This is a genomic window from Pseudomonas sp. TE6283, from assembly GCF_054060555.1.
Window position 1 is genome coordinate 303,225 of the sequence record NZ_JBSSDH010000005.1, and the last position, 20,847, is coordinate 324,071.

Sequence of the window (20,847 nt, forward strand, 5' to 3'; positions counted from 1 at the left end):
TTGCCCGGTCCATTGACATGAACGTTCACAGGTCGGGCTTGAATGCCGCGCCCAGGGCGCGCATTTGGGTATAGACTACTGGCTAAATTTACAGTTGCCGCGACATCCACGAGGTCCGTCATGTCCGAGTTCCAGCTCGTCACCCGATTCCAGCCGGCCGGCGACCAGCCCGAGGCCATCCGCCAGATGGTCGAGGGCATCGACGCGGGCCTGTCGCACCAGACCCTGCTCGGGGTCACCGGCTCGGGCAAGACCTTCAGCATCGCCAACGTCATCCAGCAGGTGCAGCGCCCGACCATGGTGCTGGCGCCGAACAAGACCCTGGCTGCGCAGTTGTACGGCGAGTTCAAGGCGTTCTTCCCGAACAACGCGGTGGAGTACTTCGTCTCCTACTACGACTACTACCAGCCCGAAGCCTATGTGCCGTCGTCGGACACCTTCATCGAGAAGGACGCGTCGATCAACGATCACATCGAGCAGATGCGCCTGTCGGCGACCAAGGCGCTGCTGGAGCGGCGCGACGCGATTATCGTCACCACCGTCTCGTGCATCTACGGCCTGGGCAGTCCTGAGACCTACCTGAAAATGGTCCTGCACGTCGACCGCGGCGACAAACTCGATCAGCGCGCCCTGCTGCGGCGCCTGGCCGACCTGCAGTACACCCGCAACGAGATGGACTTCGCCCGCGCCACCTTCCGCGTGCGTGGCGACGTGATCGACATCTTCCCGGCCGAATCGGACCTGGAGGCGATCCGCATCGAGCTGTTCGACGACGAGGTGGAGAACATCGCCGCCTTCGACCCGCTGACCGGCGAGGTGATTCGCAAGCTGCCGCGGTTCACCTTCTACCCCAAGAGCCACTACGTGACCCCGCGGGAAACCCTGGTCGAGGCCGTGGACGGGATCAAGGAGGAGCTCAAGGAGCGCCTGGAGTACCTGAATTCGCACAACAAGCTGGTGGAGGCCCAGCGCCTGGAGCAGCGCACCCGTTTCGACCTGGAGATGATCCTCGAGCTGGGCTACTGCAATGGCATCGAGAACTACTCGCGCTACCTCTCCGGGCGCCCGGCCGGCGCGCCGCCGCCCACCCTCTACGACTACCTGCCGGATGACGCGCTGCTGGTGATCGACGAATCCCACGTCAGCGTTCCCCAGGTCGGCGCCATGTACAAGGGCGACCGCTCGCGCAAGGAAACCCTGGTGGAGTATGGCTTCCGCCTGCCGTCGGCACTGGACAACCGGCCGATGCGTTTCGATGAGTGGGAGGCGGTCAGCCCGCAGACCATCTTCGTCTCCGCCACGCCCGGCCCCTACGAGGCCGAGCACGCCGGGCGGGTAGTGGAGCAGGTGGTGCGGCCGACCGGCCTGGTCGATCCGCAGGTCGAGGTACGCCCGGCGTTGACCCAGGTGGACGACCTGCTGTCGGAGATCGGCAAGCGCGTGGCCATGGGCGAGCGGGTGCTGGCCACCACGCTGACCAAGCGCATGGCCGAGGACCTCACCGATTACCTGGCCGACCACGATGTGCGGGTGCGCTACCTGCACTCGGATATCGACACCGTCGAGCGGGTCGAGATCATCCGCGACCTGCGCCTGGGCACCTTCGACGTGCTGGTGGGGATCAACCTGCTGCGCGAGGGCCTGGACATGCCCGAGGTGTCGCTGGTGGCGATCCTCGACGCCGACAAGGAGGGCTTCCTGCGTTCCGAGCGCTCGCTGATCCAGACCATCGGCCGTGCCGCGCGCAACCTCAACGGCAAGGCGATCCTGTACGCCGACAACATCACCGGCTCCATGCAGCGGGCCATCGACGAGACCGAGCGGCGCCGGGCCAAGCAGGTTGCGTTCAACGAAGCCAATGGCATCGTGCCCAAGGGCGTGGTCAAGGACATCACCGACATCATGGAAGGCGCCACGGTGCCGGGAGCGCGGAGCAAGAAGCGCAAGGGCATGGCCAAGGCGGCGGAGGAGGCCGAGCGCTACGAGGCCGAGCTGCAGACCCCGGCGCAGATCACCAAGCGCATCAAGCAGCTGGAAGAAAAGATGTTCCAGTTCGCCCGCGACCTGGAGTTCGAGGCCGCCGCGCAGTTGCGCGACGAGATCGGCAAGCTGCGCGAGCGCCTGTTGGCCAGCTAAAGCCCTACACAATCACTGTAGGAGGTTGCCCCGCCCTTCGGGCTACGCTGTCGCGTGGGGAACTGTCCCACAGGGATCGCGCTAGCTTTAGCAGTTGAGCAAGACAGTTGCTCCTACAGGTGAAGGCGTGACTCGATCAATGCGCCTCGCCCGCCTTCAACCCCTGAGGCAATGTGCGCGTCAGCAGCACCGCCAACATGCTCACCGCCAGCCCGATCCCGACAAAATGGAAGGCATCGTTGTAGGCCATGATCAAGGCCTGCTGGTGGGTAATCTCCGACAGCTTGCCCAGCGCCGCGTTTTCGCTGCCCAGTCGCTCCGCCAACTGCGCCAGACGCTCCGCCACCTGCGGATTGTTCGGCACCACCGCCTCGCGCAGGTAGTCGAAGTATTCCTTGGTCCGCGCATCCAGCAGCGTCGCCAGCAAGGCGATGCCGATGGCGCCGCCCAGGTTGCGCAGGATGTTGAACAGGCTCGACGCCGAGCCCGCGTCCTGGGGCTGGATATAGGCCGTGGCAATCAGCGAGATGGTCACCATGATCATCGGTTGGCCAAGGGCGCGAATCACCTGGATCTGGTTGAACTGCGGCCCGGCGAAGTCCGGGTTGAGCACCCCGGAGCCAAAGCTGGCCGCGCCGAACAGGCAAAAACCCAGGGCGCACAGCACCTTGGGCGGGATCACCTTCATCAGCTGCGGCACCAGCGGGATCAGGAACAGCTGCGGCACGCCCATCCACATGATCACCTCGCCGATCTGCAAGGCGTTGTAGCCCTGGATCTGCGCCAGGTACAGCGGCAGCAGGTAGATCGACCCGTACAGGCCGACGCCCATGCCCAGGCTGGCGATGCTCGACAGGCCGAAGTTGCGGTTGCCGAGGATACGCAGGTTGATCAGCGGGTGCGGGCGGGAGAACTGCAGGATCACGAACAGGATCAAGCTGAGCAGGGCGACGCTGCCCAGGCTGACAATCAGGTTCGACTCCAGCCAGTCCTTGCGGTGCCCCTCCTCGAGAAACACCTGCAGGCAGCCCAGGCCCAGGCCGAGGGTGACGATGCCGGCGTAGTCGGTGCTCTTGAGCAGCTCCCAGTGCGCCTCCTTTTTCTCCAGCCCGTAGAGCAGGCCGGCAATCATCACCAGCCCCGGTGGGATGTTGATGTAGAAGATGTACTCCCAGCCCCAGTTCTCGGTCAGCCAGCCGCCGAGGGTCGGGCCGATGGAGGGGGCGAAGGTGGCGGTCATGGCGAACATGGCCATGCCCTTGGCGCGGTGGTGTTCGGGCAGCTTGATCAGGGTCAGGGTGAATGCCAGCGGGATCAGCGCGCCACCGGTGAAACCCTGCAGGGCGCGGAACACGATCATGCTCTCAAGGTTCCAGGCCATCGAGCACAGCAGCGACGACACCAAAAAGCCCAGCGACACCCACACCGCCAGGCGCCGGGCCGAGAGCAGCTGCACCAGCCAGGCGGTCAGCGGGATCATGATGATCTCGGCCACCAGGTAGGAGGTGGAGATCCACGAGCCTTCTTCCAGGGTCGCCGACAGCGCGCCCTGGATGTCCTTGAGCGAAGAGTTGGTGATCTGGATGTCCAGCACCGCCATGAAGGCACCGAGCATCACGCTCATCACCGCGATCCAGTCGCGCCGGGTCGGCTCCGCGGTGGGGCGCAGCAGCGGGTCACCGGCCATCCGCATCCCCGTCGCGCAGGTCGACCGTGGCGGTGACCGACATGCCCGGGCGGATGCGCCCATGCAGCGGGTTGTCGGCGGCGAAGGTCAGCTTGACCGGAATGCGCTGCACCACCTTGGTGAAGTTGCCGGTGGCGTTGTCCGGCGGCAACAGGCTGAACTGCGCGCCGGAAGCGGCGAACAGGCTGTTCACGCGGCCTTCGATCGGGGTATCGGGGTAGCTGTCGAACCGCAGTTCGGCGCGCTGCCCGGGGTGCATCCTTCCGATCTGGGTTTCCTTGAAATTGGCCTGTACCCAGATGTCCTCGTCGGGGACGATTGACAGCAGGTAGGCGCCGGCCTGGACCACCTGGCCGTTGCGGGCGCTGCGCTGGCCGATGGTGCCGCTGATCGGCGCATGGATCGCGCAGCGGGTCAGGTTCAGCTCGGCCTGGGCCAGGTCGGCGCGGGCATTGGCGATTTGCGCGTCAAGGCGCTTGAGTTCGGCGTTCAAGGCATCGACCTGCTGGCGCTGGCCCTTGAGGTCAGCCTGGGCCTTGTCTACTTGAGAGCGAGCGACATGGCTTTGCGCCGACAGGGTGGTGACCCGCTCTTCGGAGACGAAGCCGGGCTTGCGCAGGGCCTGGGCACGGTTGAGGTCCAGTTGCGAGCGGTCGAGGGTGGCCTGGCTGGCGGCCACCTGGGCCTGACCGGCCGCGATCAGGCTGCCTTGCTGGGTCAGGCGGCTACGCGCCTGGGCCAATTCCGCCTCGCGGGTGGCCAGGGCTGCGCGGGCGCGCTCGACGGCCAGTTCGAAGTCGGCGGCTTCCAGGCGCACCAAAAGGTCGCCCTTGCGCACGTGCTGGTTGTCCTCGACCCGCACCTCTTCGATGCGCGCGCCCAGCTGGCTGGAGATGCGGGTGATCTCGCCTTGCACATAGGCGTTGTCGGTGCTCTCGAAGAAGCGCCCCTTGAAGTACCAGTGGGCCAGGAAGGCGAGGCCGACCAGCAGCACCAGGGAGATGAAGACCAGCAGGCGGCGTTTGAGTGGAGGGGGCATGGGAGGCTGTCGTTGCGAGAATGTAAGCAAATTTAACAGCGCTCGGCAGTCCCCTCACAAGTGACGATCGCGCCATTGCTGGAGCCTTGTACCTGCTCCCTGCTAACATCCCGCCTTTGTTTCTCTTTGTTCGAGACTCTCCATGACCACCGTTCGCACGCGTATCGCGCCATCGCCCACCGGCGACCCCCATGTCGGCACCGCCTACATCGCCCTGTTCAACTACTGCTTCGCCAAGCAGCACGGCGGTGAGTTCATCCTGCGGATCGAAGACACCGACCAGTTGCGCTCCACCCGCGAGTCCGAGCAGCAGATCTTCGACGCCCTGCGCTGGCTCGGCATCGAGTGGAACGAAGGCCCGGACGTCGGCGGCCCGCACGGTCCGTACCGGCAGAGCGAGCGTGGCGAGATCTATGCCAAGTACGCCAAGCAGTTGGTCGACGCCGGCCACGCCTTCTACTGCTTCTGCACCGCCGAAGAGCTGGAGCAGATGCGTGCCGAGCAGATGGCCCGCGGCGAAACCCCGCGCTACGATGGCCGCGCCCTGCTGCTGAGCGACGAGGAAGTGCAGCGCCGCCTGGCCGCTGGCGAGCCGCATGTGATCCGCATGAAGGTGCCGAGCGAAGGCGTCTGCGTGGTGCCGGACATGCTCCGTGGCGATGTCGAAATTCCGTGGGACCGCATGGACATGCAGGTGCTGATGAAGAACGACGGCCTGCCGACGTACTTCCTGGCCAACGTGGTCGACGACCACCTGATGGGCATCACCCACGTGCTGCGCGGCGAAGAGTGGCTGCCGTCGGCGCCCAAGCTGATCAAGCTGTACGAGTACTTCGGCTGGGAACAGCCCAAGCTGTGCTACATGCCGCTTTTGCGCAACCCCGACAAGAGCAAGCTGTCCAAGCGCAAGAACCCGACCTCGGTGACCTTCTACGAGCGCATGGGCTTCATGCCTGAAGCCATGCTCAACTACCTGGGCCGCATGGGCTGGTCGATGCCGGACGAGCGCGAGAAGTTCTCGCTGGCCGAGATGGTCGAGCACTTCGACCTGTCGCGCATCTCCCTGGGCGGTCCGATCTTCGACATCGAGAAGCTGTCGTGGCTGAACGGCCAGTGGCTGCGTGAGCTGCCGGTGGAAGAGTTCGCCGCGCGCGTGCAGAAGTGGGCGTTCAACAGCGACTACATGATGAAGATCGCCCCGCACGTGCAAGGCCGGGTCGAGACCTTCAGCCAGGTTGCCCCGTTGGGTGGCTTCTTCTTCGAAGGCGCGCTCAAGCTCGACGCCAAGTTGTTCGAGAGCAAGAAACTGTCGGCCGACCAGGTACGCCAGGTGATGCAGCTGATCCTGTGGAAGCTGGAAAGCCTGCGCCAGTGGGAAAAGGACCGCATCACCGGCTGCATCCAGGCCGTGGTCGAGTCGCTGGAGTTCAAATTGCGCGATGCCATGCCGCTGATGTTCGCCGCCATCACCGGCCAGGCCAGCTCGGTGTCGGTGCTCGACGCCATGGAAATCCTCGGCCCCGACCTGACTCGCTACCGCCTGCGCCAGGCCATCGACCTGCTCGGTGGCGTGTCGAAGAAGGAAAACAAGGAGTGGGAGAAGCTGCTGGCGAATATCGCCTGATGGCGTACTGAAGGCGGTCGCTGAACCTTGTGGGAACGGCCTTGCGTCGCGAAAGGACCGCAACGCGGTCCCGCGAATTTAGCTGCCACGCAATAATCGCCGGGGCCGCTGTGCGGCCCTTTCGCGACGCAAGGCCGCTCCCACAGGCATTTCCCTCGCGGCCAAGTAACCGGTAGCAGCAGGGCAGGGCGGTAAGTGATTGTTATCTGTGAAAAAAATTTTGAATATTTTCAAAAATTCGTTTGACAGCCCTGCAATCCGATCTTAATATGCGCCCCGTCCACAGCGATGAACGAAAACGAAACGCCAGGCACCCAGCCAGCGCTTCGGTTCAAAGCGACATTGTGGGGCTATAGCTCAGCTGGGAGAGCGCCTGCATGGCATGCAGGAGGTCAGCGGTTCGATCCCGCTTAGCTCCACCAAATTCCGACTGATGGCCAAGGCCGTCAGGCAAGACCGGTTCCAGAAAACGGGTCTTGAAGGTAAGAAGGTTCGTCCCCTTCGTCTAGTGGCCTAGGACACCGCCCTTTCACGGCGGTAACAGGGGTTCGAGTCCCCTAGGGGACGCCAGTTTCACACAAGCGATGTTTCACCATGTCGCTGGGCCGCGAGGCTAGAAATCCGGGGCTATAGCTCAGCTGGGAGAGCGCCTGCATGGCATGCAGGAGGTCAGCGGTTCGATCCCGCTTAGCTCCACCAATTTTGCCGCGATTCGCGAAAGCGGGTCGGCACGAAGGTTACGTCCCCTTCGTCTAGTGGCCTAGGACACCGCCCTTTCACGGCGGTAACAGGGGTTCGAGTCCCCTAGGGGACGCCACTTTTACCCGCATTTGCGGGCATTGAATGGCTTATCATCCAGATCGGTGAGTCATTTGTTTTACTCGGGGCTATAGCTCAGCTGGGAGAGCGCCTGCATGGCATGCAGGAGGTCAGCGGTTCGATCCCGCTTAGCTCCACCAATTCGCCACGATTCGCAGCAGCGAGTCGGCACGAAGGTTAAAGTCCCCTTCGTCTAGTGGCCTAGGACACCGCCCTTTCACGGCGGTAACAGGGGTTCGAGTCCCCTAGGGGACGCCAATTTTTTACCTGCGTTTTGCAGGACTTATAAGGCTCATTCGATTATTGAATGGGCCTTTTGTTTTTTCTGCCTCCCGAAAAATGGCGCTGCGCCGATCAATGGCCGCATATTCCGCTTGCCATAAAATATTATGAGCATAATATGATGATCATAATGTTTTGAGGTGTGCCATGAGCGACAAGAAGAGCAAGACCCGCGAACGCATCCTCGATGCCGCCCGCAGCGCGTTGGTGCAACAGGGGCCGGCCGAGCCGAGCGTCAGCCAGGTCATGGGCGCCGCGGGGCTGACGGTCGGCGGCTTCTATGCCCACTTCGACAGCAAGGACGAGCTCATGCTCGAGGCGTTCAGCCAGTTGCTCGGCGAGCGCCGCGCCTTGCTCGCCCAGCTTGATCCCGCCCTTGACGGCGCCGAGCGCCGGGCCCTGGTGGCGGCCTTCTACCTTTCGCGCAAGCACCGTGATTCCGAAGTGCAGGCGTGCCCGATTCCCAATGCACTGAGCGAGATGCAGCGCCTGCCGGAGGCGTTTCGCAACGTGTTGGCCGAACACATCGAGTTGATGACCGCACAGATGGTCGATCGCCCCGAAGACATCGACAAGGCGCTCGCCGATTTCGCCCTGATGGTGGGTGGCCTGGCCGTGGCCCGTGCCCTGGGCGATGGCGAACTGTCCGACCGTATCTTGCGTGCCGCCAAGTCGGCGGTGATCTGAGCAACCTGACCCTGGAGCAAGGCGATGACTACCCTGAGCTGGATTCGTGGCGTCAATGGCACCCTCGGCCACCTGGTCCCCGAGCATGTCGCCGGCAAGATGCGGCGTGCCTTCATGACGCCGCGCAGTTTGCCGCCCAAACCCTGGGAGCTGCCGTTGCTGGCCCGCGCCGAGCGCATCACCCTGCGCTTCGGGCTGTCGGCGCTGCGCTGGGGGCAGGGGCCGACGGTGCTATTGATGCATGGCTGGGAAGGGCGCCCGACCCAGTTCGCGGCGTTGATCGAGCGGCTGGTCGACAGCGGCCACACCGTGGTGTCGCTGGAAGGGCCGGCCCATGGGCGCTCGCCCGGCGAGCAGGCGCATGTGGTGGCGTTTGCCCGCGCCTTGCTGGAGGCTGCCGCCGAGCTGCCGCCGTTACGGGCGGTGATTGGCCACTCCATGGGTGGCGCCAGCCTGTTGCTGGCCCTGCAATGGGGGCTGCGCACCGATGCGGCAGTCAGCATCGCCGCTCCGGCACGCCTGCTTGGCGTGCTGCGTGGCTTCGCCCGGCGTCTTGGTCTACCGGCCCGGGCCAGGGCCGCGTTTATCCGCCAGGTCGAACGGGATGTCGGCGTTCAGGTGGCGCGCCTGGATGTCAGTGGTTATCAGCTTGATGTACCGGGCCTGGTTGTGCATGCCGAGGACGACCCGGTGGTGCCGGCCGGCGAGGCGCCGGTGATTCACCAGGCCTGGTTCGACAGCCGCTTGCTGCTGCTGGAGGAGGGCGGCCATCAGCGGGTGCTGGCCGACCCTCGCCTGGGCGAGGCAGTGATGGAGCTGCTGGCGCGTTCCAGCCAGCGCGCGCGGCAAAGCGCCTGAGCATCCGTTACACTCTGCCCGGTCACTGAACACCAGGAGCGGGCATGAGCTGGGATCTGGCAGCACCATTCATCATCGACCTACGCGTCGGCAGCGAGGACATAGACGGCCTCGGCCACGCCAACAACGCCGTCTATGTCACCTGGCTGGAGCGCTGCGCCTGGCGCCATTCCCAGCGCCTGGGGCTGGACCTGGCCGAGTATCGCCGGCTGGACCGGGCGATGGCGGTGCTCCGCCATGAAATCGACTACCTCGCCGCCGCCTATGAGGACGACGAACTGCAGCTGGGCACCTGGATCGTCGACTGGGACCAGCGCCTGCGCATGACCCGGCGCTTCCAGCTCAAGCGCCCAAGTGACGGCGTCACCCTGCTGCGGGCGCAGACCACCTTCGCCTGCATCGAGCTGTCCAGCGGCAAGCCCAAGCGCATGCCGGCGGAATTCCTCGATGGTTACGGTCCGGCGCTGACCGGCCGCTGAAGCGGGGCGGTTTTTTGCTAGACTGCCGCCTTTTTCGTGGCGAGACCCCCTGACATGCAAATTGCCCTGGCCCCGATGGAGGGGCTGGTCGACAACATCCTGCGCGACGTCCTGACCCGGGTGGGCGGCATCGATTGGTGCGTCACCGAGTTCATCCGCGTCTGCGACCGCCTGCTGCCGGCGTCGTCGTTCGACAAGCTGGCGCCGGAGCTGCGCCAGGGCGCGCGCACCGCCGCCGGCGTGCCGATGCGCGTGCAATTGCTCGGCTCGGATCCGGTGTGCCTGGCTGAAAATGCGGCCCTGGCCTGCGAGTTGGGCGCGCCGGTCATCGACCTGAACTTCGGCTGCCCGGCCAAGACCGTCAACAAGTCCCGGGGCGGGGCGGTGCTGCTCAAGGAGCCCGAGCTGCTGCATGCCATTGTCCGCGAGGTGCGGCGCGCGGTGCCGGCGCATATCCCGGTGACCTCGAAGATGCGCCTGGGCTACGACAGCCCCGACGGCGCGCTGGACTGCGCCAGGGCGCTGGCCGAAGGCGGCTCGGCGCACCTGGTGGTGCATGCGCGGACCAAGGTCGAGGGCTACAAGCCGCCGGCTCATTGGGAGTGGGTGGCGCGAGTGCAGGATGTGGTCGCGGTGCCGGTGTTCGCCAATGGCGAGATCTGGACGGTCGACGACTGGCGGCGCTGCCGCGAGGTCAGCGGCGCCAAGGACATCATGCTGGGGCGCGGGTTGGTGTCGCGCCCGGACCTGGCCCTACAGATCGCCGCGGCCCGCGATGGCGTCGAGTACCAGCCGATGAGCTGGGATGAGTTGCTGCCACTGCTGCGCGAGTTCTGGCGCCAGGCCCAGGACAAGCTGTCGCCGCGCTACGCGCCGGGGCGAATGAAGCAGTGGCTGGCGATGTTGACCCGTGGCTATCCCGAGGCGGTGGCGCTGTTCGCCGAGTTGCGTCGGGAGGATGACTGCCAGCGGATCAGTGGGTTGCTGGGCGTGGAAATGCGGGCCGTCGAGGCTTGTGTCGCCTGAGTCGGCGCTTTCGCGGGGCAAGCCCGCTCCCACGAAGCCATACCCAGTCGAAAATTTTTTCATGCCAGCCCTTGAAAGCCTTTTGCCAGGACCTATCTCTTGAGTACGCGATGCCGAAGTCGGGTCGCGTAGTGACTTTACTTGCTGAATCTCAGGAGTTCATGACCATGACTACCGCTTTCTCTCTTGCACCGCTTTTCCGCAACTCCGTCGGTTTCGACCGTTTCAACGACCTGTTCGAAGCCGCCGCCCGTAACGAGGCCGGTAGCAGCTACCCGCCCTACAACGTGGAAAAGCATGGCGATGACCACTATCGCATCGTGGTCGCCGCGGCCGGCTTCCAGGAACAGGACCTCGACCTGCAGGTCGAAAAAGGCGTCCTGACCGTGACCGGCGGCAAGCGCGACAACGCCAGCGAAGGCGTCACCTTCCTGCACCAGGGCATTGCCCAGCGCGCCTTCAAGCTGTCGTTCCGCCTGGCCGACCATATCGAGGTCAAGGGCGCGGGCCTGGCCAACGGCCTGCTCAGCATCGAACTGCTGCGCATCGTGCCGGAAGAAGCCAAGGCCAAGCGCATCCCGATCAACGGCGAAAAGCCGGCGCTGAACTGAGTTCGGCGGGATGAAAGAAAGGGCACCTTCGGGTGCCCTTTCTGCTTTGTGCCGGGGATGAATGCCCTTTGACTGGCGTGGGAGCGGGCTTGTCCCGCGATTGCAATGCTGGGTCTCATACCGCAATCGCGGGGCAAGCCCGCTCCCACGCCATGCGTGAACTGTTACCAGGCCAGTTCAGTAATCCGCCGGCGCCTCCAGCAGCATCTGACGGAACTCCGGCAACGGCAGCGGTCTGCTGTGCAGATAGCCCTGGTAAAGGTGGCAACCCAGCCGCTCAAGGAACTCCAGCTGCTCGGTCAGTTCCACGCCTTCGGCAATCACCGCCAGCTCCAGGCTGCGGGCCATGGCGACGATGGCGCGGACGATCTCGGCGTCGTTGGGGTCGACCGGCGCGTCGCGCACGAAGGTCTGGTCGATTTTCAGCGCGTCCACCGGCAGGCGCTTGAGGTAGGTGAGCGAGGAATACCCCGTGCCGAAGTCGTCCATGGCGAAGCTCACGCCGTACCCCTTGAGTTCGCGCATCTTGCTGATGGTGTCTTCCAGGTTCTGGATGACGATGCCTTCGGTGATCTCCAGCGTCAGCATGCGCCGCGGCAGGCGGTAGTCGTCGAGGCTGCGCAGGACCCGCTCGACGAAGTCGTTCTGGCGGAACTGCCGCGGGCTGATGTTGACGCACAGGCTGAAGTCGTCGGCGTCGATCAGGCCGTCCGCGAGCATGTGCGCGCAGGCATCGCAGGCCTCGTCGAGGATCCAACTGCCGACTTCGAGGATCAGGCCGCTTTCCTCCAGCACCTGGATGAACTGCGCCGGCGGTTGCTGGCCCAACTGCGGATGGTGCCAGCGCAGCAGCACCTCGGCGCCGACGATGCGGTTGTCGCGGGCATCGACCTGGGGCTGGAAGTGCAGGGCCAGTTCACCCCGGGCCAGGGCCAGGCGTAGGTCGCTTTCCATGCGCAGGCGCTCGCTGGCGGCCTTCTGCATGGTGGTGTGGAACAGCTGGGTGGCATTGCGTCCTGAGTCCTTGGCCCGATACAGGGCAATGTCGGCGCGTTTGAGCAGATCGGCGGGGGTGGTGCCATGGTCGGGGATCAGGGCCACGCCGATGCTCGGTGTCACCTGCAGGCGCTGCCCGTCCAGCGACATTGGCTCGGCCAGCAGCTCACGCAAGGTGTCGGCCAGTTCGCGAACCCGGCTTTCCACCACCTCGCGGCTGCCCTCCAGGCCGCTGAGCAGTACCACGAACTCGTCGCCGCCCAGGCGCGCCACGGTGTCCTCCAGGCGCACGCTGGCCTCGAGGCGGGCGGTGATGATCTTCAGCACCGTGTCGCCTACCGGATGGCCGAGGGAGTCGTTGATGTGCTTGAAGTGATCGAGGTCGAGGAACAGCAGCGCGCCGCGCAGGTTGTGGCGCTTGAGCAGCGCGATCTGCTGGCTCAGGCGGTCCATCAGCAGGGCGCGGTTGGGCAGGTTGGTCAGCGGGTCGTGGTAGGCCAGGTGGCGGATTTGCGCCTGGGCATTCTTCAGCAGGCTGACATCGCGGGCGGTGAGCAGCAGGCAGTCGGTTTCGTTGAGGCTGATCGGCTCCACCGAGACCTCCACCGTGAGGATGTCCCCACGTTTGTTGCGCCCGAGCATCTCGCGGTGATGCACCCGGCCGCGCTCGCGCAGCTCGTTGAGCAGGGCGGCACGCTGTTTTTCATCGGCCCAGATGCCGATTTCGTAGACCGTGTGCCCCAACACTTCCTCGGGGCTGTAGCCGGTCAGCCGGCTGAAGCCGTCGTTGACCTCCACGTAGCGCCCGCTCTGGCGTTCGGTGATGGTGATGGCGTCGGGGCTGGAGTGGAACGCCTTGGCGAATTTTTCTTCGCTGGCCTTTAGCGCCGCCTCGGCGCGTTGCTGCTGGGTGATGTCGCGCAGGGTGGTGACGCTGCATGGCTGGCTGTCGACACTGATCAGGCGGCTGGAGATCACGCAGGTCAGCGGCGTGCCGTTGCGGTGGTTGACCACCACCGCCACATTGCTCAGGGCCTGGTCGCGGATCACCCGCTCGATGCGCTGGGCGCGTTCGGCCGATTCGGCCCACAGGCCGATCTCCTCGGCGGTCTGGCCGAGGATCTGCTCCGGGTTCCAGCCGAAGGTCTGGCTGAAGGCCGGGTTGATCTCGATGAACTGGCCGGTGTCCTGGCGGGTCACGCAGATCGGGTCGGGGCTGACCTGGAACAGGCTGGCGAATTTTTCTTCCGAGGCGCTCAGGCGCTGTTCGCGTTCGACCTGGTCGGTGATGTCGAGCAGGGTGCCGGCCATGCGCAGGGGGTTGCCGTGGTCGTCGCGGTACAGCCGGGCGCGGCTTTCGATATAGCGCGAGGCGCCGTTGTCCAGCTGCACGCGGTAGGTGATCTGGTAGTTGCCTGCCGGCCCCTCACGCAGGCTGCGATAGGCCTGGCGCATGGCGCTGCGCTCGTGCTCGGGCACGCCTTCGAAGAAAGCCTCGAACGATTCGTGGAAAGGTACCGGGTCCAGCCCGTGCAGCTGGGCGGCGCGGGCCGAGCCATAGAGCATGCCGCTGGGAATGTGCCAATCCCAGGTGCCGAGCTGGGCCGAGTCCAGGGCCAGGTCGAGGCGCTCCTGGCTGTCCTTGAGCGCCTGCTCGGCGCGTTTGCGCTCGGTGGTGTCGACGAAGGTGCTGATCAGGTAGGTGACACCTTCGAGTTCGATGCCCTGGGTGCAGAGGATGCCGTCGTGGATCTTGCCGCTGGTGGCGCGGAACTGCACCTCCAAGGTCAATGGGCCGCTGCCGGCGCGGGTGGCGTCCATCACCAGGTGGCGCTGCTCGGGATTGACCCACAAACCCAGCTCCAGGCTGGTCTTGCCGACCACCTGGGCGCCTGGCCAGCCGAACATGTGCTCGAAATGCTGGTTGACCTCGATGATCATGCCGTCGTGGCGGCGGGTCAGGAGGATGGCGTTGGGGCTGAGGTGGAACAGGGTGGCGAAGCGCTTTTCCGAGTTGAACAGCGCGGATTCCCGCTCGCGCTGGCGGGTGATCTCGCGAATGACCCCGATCATCTGTGGCCGGCCGTGGGGATCGTGGGTCAGGCTGCCGTTGATCTCCAGCCAGTGCACGCTGCCATCGGGCCAGCGGATGCGGTGGCGCATGGCCTGTTCCACTGGCTCGCCGTTGACCACGGCCTGGAATGCCTGGCGGGTGCGGGCGCGGTCTTCCTCGGGAAGCAAGTCCAGGTAGTCGACGTCATTGGGTAGCGGGCGCTGCGGATCGAAGCCGAAAAGTGCCTGGGTGCCCCGTGACCAGCTCACCCGGCCGCTCTCGATGTCCCACAGCCAGGCGCCCAGGCGCGCGCCGTTGAGCGCGGCCAGCAGCTGGGGAGCGTTCTGCCAGGCCAGCTCCGATTCCTGGGGATCGGCCGCAGGGATGCGTGGCAGGCGCGGAAAGCGGTTTGCTGATTTGGGCATCGGTACCAGACCTTTGGCGGAAAACGCGTCCTTGTGGATGTCATGCCGGACTGACGAGCGGTCAGGCGGACCCTGCATGGCTGTCGAGCAGGGCCATGAAAGCCCTGGCCGCGTTCGACAGCGTGCGTTCGGTATGCAGTATGTAGCCTAGCTGGCGTGACAGCTGTATGCCGGGCAGGGCGATGGGCGCCACCTGTTCATCGAGCATAGTACGTGGCAGCACGCTCCACGCCAGGCCGATCGACACCATCATCTTGATGGTTTCCAGGTAGTTGGTACTCATGGCGATGTTCGGGACCAGGCCCTGGCTTTCGAACAGGCGCTGGACGATATGGTGGGTGAAGGTATTGCCGCCGGGGAACACCGCCGGGTGGCGTGCCACGTCGGCCAGGCTGACCGCGCCGTTGCTGGCCAGCGGGTGCTCGGGCGAGGCGACGAAGTCCAGGGCGTCGTCCCATACCGGCACAGCCCGCACCAAATGGTGTGGCTCGGGCGCCAGGGTGATCACGGCAATTTCGGCGCGGCCGTGCAGTACTTCGTCGTAGGCCGCCTCCGAGTCGAGGAACTGGATATCCAGGGCCACCGCCGGGTACTGGCGGGTGAAGGCACGCAGCAGCGGCGGCAGGCGGTGCAGGCCGATGTGATGGCTGGTGGCCAGGGTCAGGCGACCGCTCACCGCCCCGGTGAGGTTGGTCAGGGCGCGGCGGGTATCATCGAGTACGTTGAGGATCTGGTAGGCGCGGGGCAGCAGGGCGCGACCGGCCTCGGTGAGGGTGACCTCGCGGCCCAGGCGGTCGAACAGGCGTACGTCCAGTTGCTGCTCGAGGCCGGCGATGCGCTTGCTGATCGCCGGCTGGGTCAGGTGCAGGCGTTCGCCCGCCCCTGAAAAACTGCCGGTTTCGGCGATGGCGATGAAGGCGCTGAGGTTGGCCAGGTCCATCTATTTGAATTCCTGATGGTTATGCAAAGTATGAAAATTATGAATTTGAGTTATTCAATCTATCGCCATAGCATCGTCCGTACAAGCCAAGGGGTCTTTGGCATAGAAAGACGCTGATGAGGAACAGTCTGATGGCTGGCAAAACGCTCTACGACAAACTCTGGGAAGCTCATGAGGTCAAGCGCCGCGATGACGGCTCTTCCTTGATCTACATCGACCGCCACATCATCCATGAAGTGACTTCGCCCCAGGCTTTCGAAGGCCTGCGCCTGGCCGGCCGCAAACCCTGGCGCATCGACGCCAATATCGCCACCCCCGACCACAACGTGCCGACCACGCCGGAGCGCAAGGGCGGTATCGAGGCCATCGTCGACCAGGTGTCGCGCCTTCAGGTGCAGACCCTCGATGAGAACTGTGACGAATATGGCATCGTCGAATTCAAGATGAATGACGAGCGTCAGGGTATCGTCCATGTCATCAGCCCGGAGCAGGGCGCGACCTTGCCGGGCATGACCGTGGTCTGCGGCGACTCGCACACCTCCACCCACGGCGCGTTCGGCGCCCTGGCCCATGGCATCGGCACCTCCGAGGTCGAGCACGTGCTCGCCACCCAGTGCCTGGTGGCCAAGAAAATGAAGAACATGCTGGTGCGCGTCGAGGGTGAATTGCCCGCCGGCGTCACCGCCAAGGACATCGTCCTCGCCGTGATCGGCAAGATCGGCACCGCCGGCGGAAACGGCCATGCCATGGAATTCGCCGGCAGCGCCATTCGCGAGCTGTCGATGGAAGGCCGCATGACCATCTGCAACATGTCCATCGAAGCCGGTGCCCGGGTAGGCCTGGTGGCTGTCGACGGCACCACGATCGCCTATGTCGAAGGCCGTCCGTACGCGCCGAAGGGCGAGCAGTGGACGCAGGCCGTCGAGGCCTGGAAAGGCCTGGTGTCCGACGCCGATGCCGTGTTCGACACGGTGGTCGAGCTCGACGCCGCGCAGATCAAGCCGCAGGTCAGCTGGGGTACTTCGCCGGAGATGGTCCTGGCCGTCGACCAGCGCGTGCCGGATCCGGCTGCCGAGCCCGACCTGATCAAGCGCGGTTCGATCGAGCGCGCCCTCAAGTACATGGGCCTGGCTGCCAACCAGGCGATCACCGAGATCAAGCTCGACCGCGTGTTCATCGGCTCGTGCACCAACTCGCGCATCGAAGACCTGCGTGCCGCCGCCGAGATCGCCAAGGGCCGCAAGGTCGCCGCCAACGTCAAGCAGGCGCTGGTAGTGCCGGGCTCGGGCCTGGTCAAGGCCCAGGCCGAGCGCGAAGGGCTGGACAAGATCTTCCTCGAGGCCGGCTTCGAATGGCGTGAACCGGGCTGCTCGATGTGCCTGGCGATGAATCCGGACCGCCTGGAGAGCGGCGAGCACTGCGCGTCCACCTCCAACCGCAACTTTGAAGGCCGCCAGGGCGCCGGTGGGCGTACCCACCTGGTCAGCCCGGCCATGGCCGCCGCCGCCGCGGTGACCGGCCACTTCATCGATGTCCGCGAGTTGATCCAAGGGAGCGCAGCATGAAAGCCTTTACCCAGCACACCGGTCTTGTCGCGCCATTGGATCGTGCCAACGTCGACACCGACCAGATCATTCCCAAGCAGTTCCTCAAGTCGATCAAGCGCACCGGCTTCGGCCCCAACCTGTTCGACGAGTGGCGCTACCTGGATGTCGGCCAGCCTTACCAGGACAACAGCAAGCGCCCGTTGAACCAGGATTTCGTGCTCAACCATGCGCGTTACCAGGGTGCCAGCGTGTTGCTGGCGCGGGAGAACTTCGGCTGCGGCTCGAGCCGTGAGCACGCCCCGTGGGCGCTCGACGAGTACGGTTTTCGCAGCGTGATCGCGCCTAGCTTCGCCGACATCTTCTTCAACAACAGCTTCAAGAACGGCCTGTTGCCGATCATTCTCGACGCTGCCGAGGTCGACGAGCTGTTCCAGCAGGTCGAGGCCAACCCGGGTTACCAGCTGACCATCGACCTCGAGGCCCAGGCCGTGACCCGCCCGGACGGCAAGGTACTGAAGTTCGAGATCGATGCGTTCCGCAAGCACTGCCTGCTCAACGGCCTGGACGATATCGGCCTGACCCTGCAGGACAGCGATGCGATCAAGGCGTTCGAGGGCAAGCACCGCGCCAGCCAGCCGTGGTTGTTCCGCGACGCTTGATTGACTGCTTGCCCCGCGCAAAGGGGCATTGGACACTGAAGTACTTCGGCGCGCCTGCGAGGCGCGCCGCTTGATTGGATAGAGGAACGCATGAGCAAGCAGATTCTGATTCTCCCAGGTGACGGCATCGGCCCGGAAATCATGGCCGAGGCGGTCAAGGTGCTGGAACTGGCCAACGACAAGTTCCAGCTCGGCTTGAGCCTCACCCACGACGTGATCGGCGGCGCGGCCATCGACAAGCACGGCGTGCCCCTGGCCGACGAGACCCTGGCGCGCGCGCGCCAGGCCGACGCCGTGCTGCTGGGTGCCGTGGGCGGTCCGAAGTGGGACAAGATCGAGCGTGACATCCGTCCGGAGCGCGGCCTGCTGAAGATCCGTTCGCAACTGGGCCTGTTCGCCAACCTGCGCCCAGCCATCCTCTATCCGCAGTTGGCCGATGCCTCGTCGCTCAAGCCCGAGATCGTTTCCGGGCTGGACATCCTCATCGTCCGCGAGCTGACCGGCGGCATCTATTTTGGCGCGCCACGCGGCCAGCGCGAGCTGGAAGGCGGCGAGCGCCAGGCCTACGACACCCTGCCCTACAGCGAGAGCGAAGTGCGCCGCATTGCCCGTGTCGGCTTCGACATGGCCCGCGTGCGCGGCAAGAAGCTGTGCTCGGTGGACAAGGCCAACGTCCTGGCGTCCAGCCAGCTGTGGCGCGAAGTGGTCGAAGAGGTGGCCAAGGACTACCCGGACGTCGAGCTGAGCCACATGTACGTGGACAATGCCGCCATGCAGCTGGTGCGCGCGCCCAAGCAGTTCGACGTGGTGGTGACCGACAACATGTTCGGCGACATCCTGTCGGATGAGGCTTCCATGCTCACCGGTTCCATCGGCATGCTGCCGTCGGCGTCGCTGGATGCCGACAACAAGGGCATGTACGAGCCGTGCCACGGTTCGGCGCCGGACATCGCCGGGCAGGGCATCGCCAACCCGCTGGCGACCATTCTCTCGGTGTCGATGATGCTGCGCTACAGCTTCAACCAGACGGCCGCCGCCGAGGCGATCGAGCAGGCGGTGAGCCGGGTGCTGGACCAGGGCCTGCGCACAGGCGACATCTTCTCCGAAGGCTGCCGCAAGGTGGGTACGCAGGAAATGGGCGACGCAGTAGTCGCAGCGCTGCGGAATCTGTAATCTCTCTGGCCCGCCACCAAAAACTCCCGGTGGCGGCCCACTTTTAGCAAAGGTGTAGTTGCGATGAAACGTGTAGGTCTGATCGGTTGGCGTGGAATGGTCGGTTCCGTGCTCATGCAGCGGATGCTCGAAGAGCAGGACTTCGACCTGATCGAGCCGGTGTTCTTCACCACCTCCAACGTCGGTGGCCAAGGCCCGAACGTGGGCAAGGACACCGGCCCGCTCAAGGACGCCTACAGCATCGACGAGCTCAAGACCCTCGACGTGATCCTGACCTGCCAGGGCGGCGACTACACCAACGAAGTCTTCCCCAAGCTGCGCGAAGCCGGCTGGCAGGGCTACTGGATCGACGCGGCCTCGTCCCTGCGCATGCAGGACGACGCGGTGATCATCCTCGACCCGGTCAACCGCAAGGTCATCGACCAGCAGTTGGACGCGGGCACCAAGAACTACATCGGCGGCAACTGCACTGTCAGCCTGATGCTGATGGGCCTGGGCGGCCTGTTCGAGGCTGGCCTGGTCGAGTGGATGAGCGCCATGACCTACCAGGCGGCCTCGGGCGCCGGTGCGCAGAATATGCGTGAGCTGATCAAGCAGATGGGCGGTATCCACGCGGCGGTCGCCGACGACCTGGCCAACCCGGCCAGCGCCATCCTCGACATCGACCGCAAGGTGGCCGAGGCCATGCGTGGCGAGGGCTTCCCGACCGACAACTTTGGCGTGCCGCTGGCCGGCAGCCTGATCCCGTGGATCGACAAGGAACTGCCGAACGGACAGAGCCGTGAAGAGTGGAAGGCCCAGGCCGAGACCAACAAGATCCTCGGGCGCTTCAAGAGCCCGATTCCGGTCGACGGCATCTGCGTGCGGATCGGCGCGATGCGTTGCCACAGCCAGGCGCTGACCATCAAGCTGAACAAGGATGTGCCTTTGGCGGACATCGAAGGCATGATCAGCCAGCACAATCCCTGGGTGAAATTGGTGCCTAACCAGCGGGAGATCAGCATGCAGGAGCTGAGTCCTACCCAGGTGACCGGGACCCTGAACGTGCCGGTCGGGCGTTTGCGCAAGCTGAACATGGGGTCGCAGTACCTTGGGGCCTTCACCGTTGGCGACCAGCTGCTGTGGGGGGCTGCGGAGCCGCTGCGGCGGATGTTGCGGATTCTGCTGGAGCGGTGATCTGGGTGGTTTGAGTTGAGATATTGAAGAACCCGTGTTGCGAGAGTGATGCGGGTTTTTTTATTGGTGAGATTGGTTGTTGGTTGTTTTGAGGGGTTTGTTCGGATTCTTTTTCAGCGGCGACGCTGATATCGCTGTTTCGCCTTGCGGCGACTTACTTTTGTCTTGGCAAAAGTAAGCAAAACCGCGCGCTCATTCATCCGGCCCCTGCGCTTCGCTCCGGGGTTCCCTCGCTCCGGCCTTGCTCCCGGGAGGACCGCACTGACGGGCCATCCATGGCCCGCAGTGCTCGACGGCCATCCATGGCCGTCGCCTCCCTCCGCAAGGCCTGCGCTCGGCCTCCTGAAGTCGCGCAAGATACGGGCGGCGCCTGGGCTGGCGCAGCTGTCGCTAGTTGAAATTTTAATTAATCTCTCGATTATATCGCGGGGTGGTCAATACATATCTAAAAGTCAAACAACTAACTTCGAACTTCTCGCTCTTGCTCTTGCTCTTGCTCTTGCTCTTGCTCTTGCTCTTGATTCTAAGCGCGCGGTAGTTCAGGCAACACCAATTGCGACTTCAGGAGGCCGAGCGGAGTTCTTGCGGAGGGAGGTGACGGCCATGGATGGCCGTCAAGCGCTGCGCCCC

The 20,847-nt window shown here is 64.6% G+C and carries 15 protein-coding genes and 6 tRNA genes; 17 read left to right on the forward strand and 4 right to left on the reverse strand.

What is annotated here, in order from left to right; genetic code table 11:
• Positions 1-120 precede the first annotated feature (120 nt).
• Positions 121-2,136, forward strand: coding sequence for an excinuclease ABC subunit UvrB (gene uvrB / locus ACVWZ5_RS10325; protein ID WP_084942629.1), 2,016 nt, complete (start codon positions 121-123; stop codon positions 2,134-2,136).
• Between the two features lie 136 nt (positions 2,137-2,272).
• Here the strand turns inward: uvrB and ACVWZ5_RS10330 are convergent, their stop codons facing one another.
• Both ACVWZ5_RS10330 and ACVWZ5_RS10335 read right to left on the reverse strand, forming a co-directional pair.
• Positions 2,273-3,763, reverse strand: a complete 1,491-nt coding sequence (locus tag ACVWZ5_RS10330) for an MDR family MFS transporter (protein WP_172402427.1) — start codon at positions 3,761-3,763, stop codon at positions 2,273-2,275.
• 49 nt (positions 3,764-3,812) lie between these two features.
• Positions 3,813-4,862, reverse strand: a complete 1,050-nt coding sequence (locus ACVWZ5_RS10335) for an HlyD family secretion protein (protein WP_062573321.1) — start codon at positions 4,860-4,862, stop codon at positions 3,813-3,815.
• 142 nt (positions 4,863-5,004) lie between these two features.
• Between ACVWZ5_RS10335 and gltX the strand changes: the two genes are divergently transcribed.
• The 12 genes from gltX (at position 5,005) to ACVWZ5_RS10395 (ending at position 11,248) form a co-directional block, all read left to right on the forward strand.
• Entirely contained in the window at positions 5,005-6,486 is a 1,482-nt protein-coding gene (gene gltX / locus ACVWZ5_RS10340) for a glutamate--tRNA ligase (RefSeq protein WP_028690423.1), read from the forward strand.
• Positions 6,487-6,832: 346 nt separating this feature from the next.
• Positions 6,833-6,908 (forward strand) — tRNA-Ala (locus tag ACVWZ5_RS10345).
• Between the two features lie 72 nt (positions 6,909-6,980).
• A tRNA-Glu gene (locus ACVWZ5_RS10350) sits at positions 6,981-7,056 on the forward strand.
• Between the two features lie 53 nt (positions 7,057-7,109).
• Positions 7,110-7,185 (forward strand) — tRNA-Ala (locus ACVWZ5_RS10355).
• Positions 7,186-7,227: 42 nt separating this feature from the next.
• Positions 7,228-7,303: transfer RNA gene (locus tag ACVWZ5_RS10360), tRNA-Glu, on the forward strand.
• Between the two features lie 66 nt (positions 7,304-7,369).
• Positions 7,370-7,445 (forward strand) — tRNA-Ala (locus ACVWZ5_RS10365).
• Positions 7,446-7,487: 42 nt separating this feature from the next.
• Positions 7,488-7,563: transfer RNA gene (locus ACVWZ5_RS10370), tRNA-Glu, on the forward strand.
• Positions 7,564-7,734: 171 nt separating this feature from the next.
• A complete protein-coding gene (locus ACVWZ5_RS10375) occupies positions 7,735-8,274 on the forward strand; it encodes a TetR/AcrR family transcriptional regulator (RefSeq protein ID WP_028690424.1) in 540 nt (179 codons plus the stop codon).
• 24 nt (positions 8,275-8,298) lie between these two features.
• Positions 8,299-9,132 (forward strand): alpha/beta fold hydrolase, encoded by an 834-nt coding sequence (locus tag ACVWZ5_RS10380; protein WP_062573322.1) that lies wholly within the window; start codon positions 8,299-8,301, stop codon positions 9,130-9,132.
• Positions 9,133-9,176: 44 nt separating this feature from the next.
• A complete protein-coding gene (locus tag ACVWZ5_RS10385) occupies positions 9,177-9,611 on the forward strand; it encodes an acyl-CoA thioesterase (protein WP_062573323.1) in 435 nt (144 codons plus the stop codon).
• Positions 9,612-9,665: 54 nt separating this feature from the next.
• On the forward strand, positions 9,666-10,637 hold the full coding sequence (locus tag ACVWZ5_RS10390) for a tRNA dihydrouridine synthase (protein ID WP_084943666.1): 972 nt from the start codon (positions 9,666-9,668) through the stop codon (positions 10,635-10,637).
• Positions 10,638-10,804: 167 nt separating this feature from the next.
• Positions 10,805-11,248, forward strand: coding sequence for an Hsp20 family protein (locus ACVWZ5_RS10395; RefSeq protein ID WP_028690428.1), 444 nt, complete (start codon positions 10,805-10,807; stop codon positions 11,246-11,248).
• 177 nt (positions 11,249-11,425) lie between these two features.
• Here ACVWZ5_RS10395 and ACVWZ5_RS10400 read toward each other — a convergent pair whose 3' ends face one another.
• Positions 11,426-14,722, reverse strand: coding sequence for a PAS domain S-box protein (locus ACVWZ5_RS10400; protein WP_186600756.1), 3,297 nt, complete (start codon positions 14,720-14,722; stop codon positions 11,426-11,428).
• Positions 14,723-14,783: 61 nt separating this feature from the next.
• Complete coding sequence (locus ACVWZ5_RS10405; protein WP_028690430.1) at positions 14,784-15,662, reverse strand: LysR family transcriptional regulator; 879 nt, start codon at positions 15,660-15,662, stop codon at positions 14,784-14,786.
• A 131-nt stretch (positions 15,663-15,793) separates the two neighbouring features.
• Here ACVWZ5_RS10405 and leuC point away from each other — a divergent pair, with 131 nt between their 5' ends.
• The 4 genes from leuC (at position 15,794) to asd (ending at position 20,217) form a co-directional block, all read left to right on the forward strand.
• Positions 15,794-17,227 (forward strand): 3-isopropylmalate dehydratase large subunit, encoded by a 1,434-nt coding sequence (leuC, locus tag ACVWZ5_RS10410; protein WP_062573326.1) that lies wholly within the window; start codon positions 15,794-15,796, stop codon positions 17,225-17,227.
• The gene (leuD, locus tag ACVWZ5_RS10415) at positions 17,224-17,868 is read left to right on the forward strand and encodes a 3-isopropylmalate dehydratase small subunit (protein ID WP_028690432.1); all 645 of its coding nucleotides are present in this window, start codon (positions 17,224-17,226) and stop codon (positions 17,866-17,868) included. The genes leuC and leuD overlap by 4 nt, the downstream gene beginning before the upstream one ends.
• 90 nt (positions 17,869-17,958) lie before the next feature.
• A complete protein-coding gene (leuB, locus tag ACVWZ5_RS10420) occupies positions 17,959-19,041 on the forward strand; it encodes a 3-isopropylmalate dehydrogenase (protein ID WP_028690433.1) in 1,083 nt (360 codons plus the stop codon).
• Positions 19,042-19,104: 63 nt separating this feature from the next.
• Positions 19,105-20,217 (forward strand): aspartate-semialdehyde dehydrogenase, encoded by a 1,113-nt coding sequence (asd, locus tag ACVWZ5_RS10425; protein WP_028690434.1) that lies wholly within the window; start codon positions 19,105-19,107, stop codon positions 20,215-20,217.
• The last annotated feature ends 630 nt before the right edge of the window (positions 20,218-20,847 follow it).